Raw genomic sequence first — 10135 nt, 5'->3', positions numbered from 1 at the left:
GGCGGCAACGACCTCGGCTTCTCCGACGTGCTCACCAGATGCGTCCTGGCCGGGCTCACCACCCGGGAGGGGACTCCTTGCCGGGACGTGGCGGCCAAGGAGGTCGACGCGGGCTTCGCGAGGCTGAGCACGCGTCTGCCCGACATGCTCACCGACATCAAGCGGCGCAGTCCCCGGGCGCGTGTCGTCGTGGTCGGCTACCCCAACCCGTTCCCCGCCGACGGGAGCGCCTGCGGTTCCTCGGTGCCGCTGGCCAAGGGTGACGTCACCTGGCTCCACCAGACCACGAACCGGCTGAACCTCATGCTGGAGATGTCCGCCCTCCTGAGGCAGGTCGAGTTCGTCGACACCTCTTCGGTGTTCCGGGGTCACGACATGTGCCGGCCCCCGTCCGGGCAGTGGATCAACCCGCTGCTGCCGCGGACGTCCGGATCCGCCCACCCCAACGCCGTCGGCCACCTGATGACAGCCGTCGAGGTGCACGAGAGGCTCAAGAAGTAGTCACGGCCCTCTCCGGGGGTCGGAGCGTCACTCCGGGCCCCGGAGATCGGGACATGGGCGCCGAGCCTGTACCTACGGAATGGCCGTGACGGCCGTTGCGGCAGCCTGGCGACAGGCGATGCCGAGCACGGGCTGCCGGATCCGGCGGGCCGCCCCGAGTGCCGTCCGCCGTCAGGACGACATCGAGTCCGTCGCAGTCGCTGAACCCGTGCAGGGTGAGGCCGTACTCCGCGGCCGTGAGCGACGACTCGGGTGTCCGCGAGGTCAGGGTCATCGCGTGGCCGACGGGCTCCGGACTCGACCCGACCGAGTCAGAGTTGCGCTACGTGGAGAAGGCCGAGTGCCGGAGCACATCGGACAAGACGTCCCGCTGCACCTACAGGCTGAAGGTGACGCGGGACGTCTTGTCCCGCTGCACCTTCAGCCTGTAGGTGACGCGGCAGGACTCGGCCGACCTGCCGGTCGCCGTCACGACATGCGGCAGGACTGCGGCCGGAGGGCCCTCGTATGTCCGGACGCGGAGGCTCCTTGCTCCGCAGAGTCCCCCTCGTGACCGCTCGGACCGGAATAGGTGCCGAGGTCACCATCGTCGGTGAACCGCAGTGCGGGATTGCTCGTAGGAAGCAGTGACGTCCGGGAGCATGAGAGCCCTGACCGGACGTCAACCCTGTCGGCTGTTGTGGCGGCAGCCGACAGGGCGGCAGGGCCGTTCAGGCCCCGGGGCCGCCACCGTCCGATCAGTCAGGACGGGCCTTCACGCCAATTTCAATTGCACGCAATTCAATCGACTACGACTTAACGCTGTGCCGTGTTTCTCGTCGGAGCCGGGTTCGCCCTGCCGACCCGCCCCATCACGGTGACAGCCCTTATACAGAAGGACACCGAAGATGCGCATCACCCGACCGACCAGACCCGCCCGTCTGGCCACCCTGCTCGGTGTTGCGGCCGTGGGCCTCTCCGTCACGGCCCTCGCCCTGCCCGGTACGGCCGGCGCGACGCCCCGCCAGCCGGTCCGGCCGACGATCGTGCTGGAGCACGGCGCGTTCGCCGACGCCTCCAGCTGGGACGGAGTCGTCGCGCGGCTGCAGCGGGCCGGCTACCCGGTGGTGGCCGCCGCCAACCCGCTGCGCGGACCGGCCGTCGACGCCGCCTACCTGCGCAGCGTCGTCGAGCACATCGACGGCCCGGTGGTCCTGGTCGGCCATTCCTACGGAGGCACCGTCATCAGCCAGGCCGCCACGGGCCTGGAGGAAAAGGTCAAGGCTCTCGTCTACATCGCCGCGTTCCTGCCCGCCCCGGGCGAGAGCTCGCTGGGGCTGACGAACAAGTTCCCCGGCAGCACCCTTGGCCAGGTCATCGCCCCGGTGAACTACACGCTTCCCGACGGAGCCTCGGGAGCTGACGTCTTCATCAAGCCGGACAAGTTCCACCAGCAGTTCGCCGCGGACGTCCCTGCGGACAAGGCGAGGCTCATGGCCACCGGACAGCGTCCGATCGCCGCCGCCGCGCTGGAGGAGAACTCCACCCGTGCCGCCTGGAAGACGATTCCCTCCTGGTCGCTGGTCACCACCGGGGACCGGAACATCCCCGTGGCGGCCCAGCGCTTCATGTCGGCCAGGGCACACGCCCGCACGACTGAGATCGACGCCTCGCACGCGGTGACCGTCTCGCGTCCCGACGCCGTCGCCCGCATCGTGGAGAAGGCGGCCCGTACGGTCCGCTGACCGGGACCTGTCGATCCAGGCAGGGGAGCCGCCCCGACGGGCGCTTCCCCGGGCCGAGCACCGGCCGAGCACGCCAGGCACGGTCTGCTGCGGATCCGCGCCCATGAGGTCACCGACCCCCCTTGCCCTCCGGCCGCGTCAGTAGTCCCTTTTCGGCCAGACAGTGAACCGCGCTCGCCTCGTCACCGTTTCCCGGGTGACGAGGCACCGACACCGGACACCCCAGGTCGGGGCTTGTATGGACCGCCGACCGGCCCCGAGCCACCACCTCGCACCACAACCCATATCGAGAGGCAGAACCACCATGCCGTTCATCACCGTCGGCCAGGAGAACTCCACCACCATCGACCTCTACTACGAGGACCACGGCACCGGACAGCCGGTCGTGCTGATCCACGGCTACCCGCTCGACGGCCACTCCTGGGAGAAGCAGGCCGCGGCCCTGCTGAAGGCCGGTTACCGGGTCATCACCTACGACCGGCGCGGATTCGGCCGCTCCAGCCAGCCCACCACCGGCTATGACTACGACACGTTCGCCGCCGACCTGAACACCGTCATGGAGACCCTCGACCTCCAGGACGCCGTTCTCGTCGGGTTCTCCATGGGCACCGGCGAAGTCGGCCGCTACCTCGGCACCTACGGCTCCGCCCGGGTCGCCAAGGCTGCCTTCCTCGCCTCGCTGGAGCCGTTCCTGCTCAAGACCGACGACAACCCCGAAGGCGTCGACGGGAGCGTCTTCGAGGGCATCAAGCAGGCCGTCACCGACGACCGGTACGCCTACTTCAGTGCGTTCTACCAGGACTTCTACAACCTGGACGAGAACCTCGGCACCCGGATCAGCGAGGAGGCCGTCCGCAACAGCTGGAACGTGGCCGCCGGCGCCTCCTGGTACGCCTCGCTGGCCTGCGTCTCCACGTGGACCACCGACTTCCGCGCCGACATCCGGAAGATCGACGTGCCGGCACTGATCCTGCACGGCACCGCCGACCGCATCCTGCCCATCGAGGCCACCGGCGAGCTCTTCCGCAAGGCGCTCCCGCAGGCCGACTACGTCGTCGTCGAGGGCGCTCCGCACGGCCTGCTGTGGACCCATGCCCAGGAGGTCACCGACGCCCTCCTCACCTTCCTCGCCAAGTAGGAGCGGAGTCCGCGGCCTCACACCGGCCGGATGGCGACCCGCAGGCGCCCCGTCACCGTCGCACGGTGACGGGGCGCTGTCCTGGCAGCACGGCAACGATGAAGGCCGGGGCCCAGGTGATCCCGACGCGGGGGAACGCCGTACTGGCCGGCACTCAGGCGGGAAGCCGTACGCGGTACCGGACCGCCGGGACCGCAGAAGAAGCCGCGTGGGCCGGCTGGAACTCAGCGGATGGCGGACGAGTGACCATCCGCCGAACCGTCCCGCTCGGAGTCCTGACGCACAGGGTCGCCATTCCTCGGGACCGGGAGCCGATGGCTCCCCTCCGCCCTCTCCGGGAAGGGGGGCGTGGGGTACGTGTCCATGTCCAGGGCGGTGAGCCGGTCACGGACCTGCTGGGCGCTGTGGGACATGGCTCGCTCGTCGGCGCTTTCGAGGGCTTGGACCCAGTCCGCTCGCGCGCCTTCCCGGTCGCCCTGGGCCAGCCGGGTGTCGCCGAGCCGCATCAGCGTGCCGATGGCGTTCCTGTGGTCGCCCAGTTCCTCGAACGCCTGCGTCGCCCGCTGGTAGGTGGCCGCCGATTCCTCGTAACGGCCGAGCATGCGGAGGTTGTGGCCCAGGATGTCCCACGCCTGGGCCAGCTGCCACGGCGCGCCGAGGCGCTGGAACAAGGCGATGCCCTCCTCGTTGTACAGAAGGCTCTTGTCGAGATTCCCCAGGTTGGAGTGGAACCAGGCGAGCTCGACGAGACACTCGGCCAACCACAACTCCTCACCCGTCTCCCGGGACAGCTCCAGTCCCCGTTCGGAGAACGTCACGGCCTCCTGGGTACGGCCGAACAGGAACAGCGCACACGCCGTGACGTAGTGGGCTCGTGCCTGCTCACCGGTTGCGTCGAGCTCTTCGAAGATCGTGGTGGCGCGTTGCAGGTGGTGAAGGGCTTGCTCCTGGTGGCCGAGGTAGCCGTGGATGTGGCCGAGGTGGCGTAGGCAACGGCCTTCTTCGAGAAGGTTGTTCTGGCGTCGGGCCACATCGAGGGCAGGGGTCAGCGCGGTGATGGCCTCGGGCCAGAATTCCTGACGGTTGAGATATTCCTTGAGTGACCAGGCGAGCCCGGTGGTGTGGTGGTCCAGCTTCTGGTCGACGGCGGTGTGGAGCAGGCCGGTCAGCACCCGGTGTTCGGCGGCGAGCCATCGGGTCGCCTGCTTGACGGTGGTGAGGATCTCCGGAGTGACGCCTGAAGCGGCTGCACCGAGGTCGAGGTCGGGCGGTGTGTCCTGTTTGAGGAGCTGGTTGGCCTCGTGGGCGGTGAACATGTAATGGTCCAGGGCCCGGAGGGTGGCGGCGTGGCGTTCGTCGGTGTCGTCGTGGGTGTGGGTGAGTTCGGTGGCGTAGCCGCGTAGGAGGTCGTGCAGGCTGTAACGGCCGGGCAGCGGTTGTTCCACGAGGCAGGAGCTGGCCAGGCCGGCGAGTGCGCGGCGGGACTGGGGTAGAGGGAGGCCGGCGAGGCTGGCGGCGGCGGGCGCGGTGATGTGGGGGCCGGGGTGCAGAGCCAGGAGACGGAGAAGTCGGGCCGCGGGCTCGTCAAGAGACTGGTAGGACCAGGAGAAGACGGCGCGTACGTCGGTGGTGGAGTCGAAGCCGGTGAACGCGTCCAGGCCGTGGGTGTGTCGCAGGTCGTCGACGATGGAGTGAAGGGGGAAGGAGGGATCGAGTTCGGCGCGGGCGGCGACCACCGCCATGGCCAGGGGAAGCCGTCCGCACAGGCGGATGATGTCGGCCGCGGCGGCGGGCTCGGCGGCGAGCCGTTCCGTCCCCAGCCGCCGTGCCAGCGTCTCGTGGGCCTCGGACTGTGAGGGCAGTGCGAGGGTGAGGGGTTTGGCGCCTTCCGACGCGATCAGGCCGGGAAGCTGGTTGCGGCTGGTGATCAGTGTGAGGCAGCCCGCTCCGCCGGGGAGCATGGGGCGCACTTGTTGTTCGTCACGGGCGTTGTCCAGGACGAGGAGGATCCGCCGGTCGGCGAGGAGGCTGCGGAAGAGTGTGCTGCGGCCGGGTGTGTCCTCGGGGATGTCCTGGGCGGGGACGCCGAGGGCGGTGAGGAAGCCGTGCAGGGCGTCACCGGGTTCGACGGCGGGTGCGTGGGGGTGGAACCCGCACAGGTTGACGAAGAGCTGTCCGTCGGGGAAGGAGGAGGCGATCTGGTGGGCGTGGTGGACGGCGAAGGTGGTCTTGCCGACACCGGGAGCACCGCTGATGACGACGACGGGAGCACCGGCCGGACCTGGGTCTCCGCTCACTGCGGACAGCCAGGCGCCCTCCGTCTCCCGCCCCGCGAAAACCGCCAGGCTGCGCGGCAGTTGTGCTGGACGCGTCCGAGGCGGCGACGCGACTCCCTCGAGAGCCGCGTCCTGGTCGCGACTCGCGTCGGACCGATCGGCGGCGTCGGCCGGTTCGTCGGCTGCCTCGCCGAGGGGGGCGGTCGCCTCGTCCTGCGCGGGCGCCCCGGACGTGGTCGGCCCAAGCGGAGCGCGTCCGTGTCCTGTACCCCCGCCGGCGACGGATGCCGCGCCGAACCTGTTCAGCTCATCGGCCGAGTGAAGGGGTGGCAGGTCGTGGTGGAGGATGCCGTGGTGCAGTGCGCGTAGGGATGGGCCGGGTTCGAGGCCGAGTTCGTCCGAGAGGTGTCTGCGCAGGTCCGTATATCGCTGCAGCGCCTCGGGGTGCCGGCCGGCCAGGTACAGGGCGCGCAGCAGCAGGGCCCAGCCGGTTTCCCGCAGGGGATGCTCTGCGGTCATTTCCTGGGCCTCGTCCAGGGCCTCGCTGATCCGTCCTTGCAGGAGCAGGGCAGTGGTACGGATCTCGCGGGTGGTCTGCCGCAGTTCTTCCAGGCGTGCTGTCTCGTTGACGGCGAACAGGTGGTGCGCGGCGTCGGCGAACGCGGTGCCGCGCCACATCCCCAGGGCCTTTCGGCTCTCCTCCACGACGCGTTCGGGCCGGCCCTGGTCCATGAACCGTTGTGCCTGGGCAAGGGCCCGCTCGAAGCGCACGGTGTCACGGCTCTCGGGCGGCACCCGCAGGGCGTAGCCCAGGGGTTCGGTGACCAGTACCTCGCAGACGCCCTTTCGGCGCAGGTGCCGTGGTTCCAGGACCGCGCGTACCTTGCTGACGTGGGCGTGCAGGGAGGCCATCGCTCCGCCCGGCGTCCGTCCCCGCTGCTGCGGCCACAGTTCCTCGCACAGCGTCTCGGGAGCGACCGCCCGGCCGTCGGCGAGCAGCAGGCGGACCAGCAGCAGGCGCTGCCTGCGCCGGCCCGGATCGAGGACCGAGCCCGCCCGCCGTACCACCAGCGGCCCCAACAGCCCGAAGTCGAGATCCTGCCCTGAAGCCGTCACCGTACCCACCCAGAACTTCGCTCGACGGCGCCACCATCGGAAACACACATGACCATGACTCTCGGAAGGGTGGACGACCCGCTGCCGCGGTGACGAAAACCGAGCCCGCGCGACTCTCGTCGCGGTGACCTGTCCGCCGATGTGGCGGGCGGCGAGGTGATCGGAGCGGTGAGGACCCCGTCGTCCGCCTCCCGCATACCGGACAGGACATTAGCAGGACGCCACTCGGCGTGATGAATTCGCCGGCGGCCATGCGCCGGACGGCTTCTTCCTCGGCCCGCCCTGCGACGAACCGGTAGGCGGCCCATTCCGGCGTTGCTGATCCGCGAGCCTGCGTGCCGAGCGGCCTGAGGAGAACCCCTGGGACGCAGCCCGCTCGCGCCGGCGGCGTCTCCCCGGATGTGACCTCCTACCGGAAGGGCGTCCACCAGACAGGTACCCCTCACCTGCGGCGACGCGTGAACCAGCGTGACATTCGTTCCGTTGACTGATCGGACGGTCGTCGTCAGAAGTGGAGAAAAGACATGGTCAATGTCGAAGGAACGAGCACCGCCCGGTTCGAACCGGTCCGAGCGGCGCTGGCAGCGCACCTGGAGTCCGGAGAGGAGGTGGGGGCGTCGATCGCCGTCGATGTCGACGGCGTCATGGAAGTCGATCTGTGGGGTGGGCACGCCGATGAAGCGCGGACCGTTCCGTGGCGCCAGGACACCTTGGTCAACCTGTGGTCGACCACCAAGACCCTGAGCAGTCTGGCGGCCCTCGTCCTCGTCGACCGGGGGGCACTGGATCTCCACCGCCCGGTCGCGCACTACTGGCCCGAATTCGCTGCTCAGGGCAAGCAGGACATCGAAGTGCGGCATGTCCTGGCACACACCTCGGGGCTCTCCGGCTGGCAGCAGCCCTTCACCGTGGACGATCTGTACGACTGGCCGACCGCGAGCGCCCGGCTGGCCGCGCAGGCGCCCTGGTGGGAGCCGGGCAGTGCCTCGGGCTATCACGTCCAGACCCAGGGACAGCTTGTGGGAGAGATCGTCCGGCGGGTCAGCGGCCGTACCCTGACCGAGTTCGTCGACACGGAGATCGCCAAGCCGTCGCGAGCCGACGTCCAGATCGGTGCGCGGCAGGCCGACTGGTCGCGCATCGCCGAGCTGGTGGCCCCGTCGCAGCTCTCCGGCATACCCGCCGACCTCGATCCCGAGGGGATCTTCACCAAGACCTTGCTCGGAAGTCCCGCCAGGGACGAGCATGTCGACACCCCGCAGTGGCGCCGCGCCGAACTCGGCGCCGTCAACGGACACGGCAACGCACGAGGCATGGCCCGCGCCCTCTCGGCGATCTCACGACGCGGCCGGGTGAACGGCCACCAACTCCTCTCCGAGGGGACGGTGGAGAAGGTCCTCGACGTACAGGCGGACGGGGTCGACCTGTTCCTGGGTGTTCCCGTGCGCTGGGGCATCGGCTTCGCGCTCGCCGACGCGAGGACGATGCCGCACATGCCCACCGGAAGGGTCTGCTTCTGGGTCGGCCGGGGCGGTTCGATCGTCATGATGGACCTGGACCGGCGCGTCACGTTCTCGTACACGATGAACCGGCTGGGCGACGGAATCCTCGGCTCGGAGCGTACCCATGACTACATCAGGCATGTCTACGAAGTCCTGGACTCCACCGACTGAAGGCCGGCCGCTCCGCCTTGGAGGCCAGGACCAAGAGCACCGTGGGCGGAGACGTGCCCCACCGGTTCGGCTTGTGCGGCACGGCGCGGTTCCCGGGTCGGTCCCTCGGCGCGGTGGTCAGGTTCTGGCCCTGGTACGGCCTGGTGCGTGCCCCGCGAGAACGCCGGTCTCGGTGACCACAACGTTGCGTCGGGCTGACATTCGGCCGGTGTCCGACTCCACCGCCTGCTGACTTCAGGAACTGGAGAGGCGTTGAGTCCGTCCAGCGTCGGCGATCCCCGCTCAGTACGCGGTGTCAAGGCCACCGCGTACTGGTACGACGGCTCTCGCGCTGGCGTCCGAAGCAAGGCGCTCAAGTGATGAACGGGAGCGCCTTTTCCCACGTTGCTCTGATGGGACGCGCCTGCGTCCTCGCGATGCCGCCGTGCCCTGTGGCCGGGTCTCGGTCGGCACCGCCCACGCCGACACCGCTGCGGTGATCGACCTCCTGGTTGCCCGGGCGCCTGGCCTGATCAAGGCCTTGCGTGAGCATGAACCGGAGTACGTCCTGCTCGACGGGACCCTCGCCGAGTGCGTCCGCGTGGGCGACGGCCGGGCCCTGGGGCGGCCGTTACTGTGAGGGCTGTTCGGGGAGTCCGGGCCGGAGCGGAGCGCGGTGAGTCGTGGGCGGTCTTACGGAGGCGAAGCTGAGGGCGCTGGCCGGGGAGCGTTCGTTCGAGCGTGGACTCGCCTATGCCGACGAAGTGTCCGGGGTCGAGTTCGGTGACGGCTGGGTCAGGGCGTCGGTACGCGGCACGGAGCGGTACGAGGTGGAGCTGCTCCTGGGCGGGCGCGGGAAGCCGGCGGGGACGTGCGATTGCCCGTACGGGCAGGAGGGCAACTTCTGCAAGCACCTCGTCGCGCTCGGTCTGACGGTGATCGCGCAGGAAGCCGACCTGCCTCGTCGGCTGAAGGCTGCCCGGGACCGGACCCGAGGCCTCGACGCCTGGCTTACCGGCATGTCACGGGACGATCTGCTCGCCCTTGTACGGGAGGAGACGGCCGAGGACCGGAGCCTGCGGAGACGTCTGGAACTGCGGGCGGCGAGCGTCCGCGGCGACGTGGCCGGGATCCGTTCCCGTATCCGCGAGTTGCTCGACAGCGGTCCTTTCGCCCAGTACGGCTACGTCGAGTACGCCGACGTTCGTGCCTACGCCGACCAGGCCGCGCAGGCGGTCAGCGCGATCCGGTCACTGACGGCCTCCGGCCGGGCGTCCGACTCGATCGCTCTGGCCCGGGAGGCGATCGGGATGCTGGCCGCTGTGGTCGAAAGCGTCGATGACTCCGACGGCCGGTTCGGGGAGATCGGCGCCGGACTGGCCGACGCCCACCATGACGCCTGCCGCGCGGCCCGCCCCGACCCGGAGGGACTCGCCCACTGGCTCGTGACGCACGCGCTCGACGACGCGGCCGACCTGACGGACATCGACCCGCTCGACTACGAGGACCTGCTCGGCGAGCGGGGGATGACCGCCCTGCGCCGGTACGTGGTCGAGGCGTGGCAGGCGAACCGTACCGGCTGGGCCGAGAAGCACCTGATGCAGCGCCTCGCGAAGTCGGGGCGGGACATCGACACGGTGGTCGCCGTGCACGCCGCCGACCTCGCACCGAACGGTCACACCCATCTGCTCATCGTCCGCGAACTCGACGCCGCCGGCCGTACCGCCG

Annotated in this window: 7 protein-coding genes and 1 pseudogene; 7 read left to right on the top strand and 1 reads right to left on the bottom strand. The window is 69.8% G+C overall.

Features of this window, described 5'->3' with window-relative positions; translation table 11 throughout:
• The 4 genes from AOK00_RS30640 to AOK00_RS30625 form a co-directional block, all read left to right on the top strand.
• A partial coding sequence (locus AOK00_RS30640) for an SGNH/GDSL hydrolase family protein (RefSeq protein WP_173861681.1) occupies positions 1–501 on the top strand: 501 nt, incomplete at its 5' end.
• Positions 502–737: 236 nt separating this feature from the next.
• Entirely contained in the window at positions 738–932 is a 195-nt protein-coding gene (locus AOK00_RS30635; protein ID WP_159041879.1) for a DUF5707 domain-containing protein, read from the top strand.
• A 456-nt stretch (positions 933–1388) separates the two neighbouring features.
• Positions 1389–2225 carry an alpha/beta fold hydrolase gene (locus AOK00_RS30630; RefSeq protein ID WP_055603466.1) on the top strand — a complete coding sequence of 279 codons (837 nt, stop codon included), beginning with the start codon at positions 1389–1391 and terminating at the stop codon, positions 2223–2225.
• A gap of 304 nt (positions 2226–2529) precedes the next feature.
• On the top strand, positions 2530–3363 hold the full coding sequence (locus AOK00_RS30625) for an alpha/beta fold hydrolase (protein WP_055603465.1): 834 nt from the start codon (positions 2530–2532) through the stop codon (positions 3361–3363).
• A 224-nt stretch (positions 3364–3587) separates the two neighbouring features.
• Here the strand turns inward: AOK00_RS30625 and AOK00_RS30620 are convergent, their stop codons facing one another.
• Positions 3588–6755 (bottom strand): AfsR/SARP family transcriptional regulator, encoded by a 3168-nt coding sequence (locus AOK00_RS30620; protein ID WP_055603468.1) that lies wholly within the window; start codon positions 6753–6755, stop codon positions 3588–3590.
• 524 nt (positions 6756–7279) lie between these two features.
• On the opposite strand from AOK00_RS30620, the gene AOK00_RS30615 reads away from it, so the two are divergent.
• The 3 genes and pseudogenes from AOK00_RS30615 to AOK00_RS30605 all read left to right on the top strand — a co-directional run.
• Positions 7280–8428, top strand: coding sequence for a serine hydrolase domain-containing protein (locus tag AOK00_RS30615; RefSeq protein ID WP_055603464.1), 1149 nt, complete (start codon positions 7280–7282; stop codon positions 8426–8428).
• 439 nt (positions 8429–8867) lie between these two features.
• A pseudogene (locus tag AOK00_RS30610) lies at positions 8868–9026 on the top strand (IS5/IS1182 family transposase); the annotation flags it as partial.
• A 64-nt stretch (positions 9027–9090) separates the two neighbouring features.
• Positions 9091–10135 (top strand): SWIM zinc finger family protein (locus AOK00_RS30605; protein WP_254047565.1); only part of this gene is annotated, 1045 nt, incomplete at its 3' end.

Source organism: Streptomyces aureus (assembly GCF_001418135.1).
Lineage (GTDB): Bacteria > Actinomycetota > Actinomycetes > Streptomycetales > Streptomycetaceae > Streptomyces > Streptomyces aureus_A.
This window is presented reverse-complemented; position numbering and strand designations above follow the sequence as displayed.

Coding starts and splice junctions, on each gene's coding strand:
- AOK00_RS30630 (WP_055603466.1), top strand. CDS start 1,389: ATGCGCATCACCCGACCGACCAGACCCGCCCGTCTGGCCACCCTGCTC.
- AOK00_RS30625 (WP_055603465.1), top strand. CDS start 2,530: ATGCCGTTCATCACCGTCGGCCAGGAGAACTCCACCACCATCGACCTC.
- AOK00_RS30615 (WP_055603464.1), top strand. CDS start 7,280: ATGGTCAATGTCGAAGGAACGAGCACCGCCCGGTTCGAACCGGTCCGA.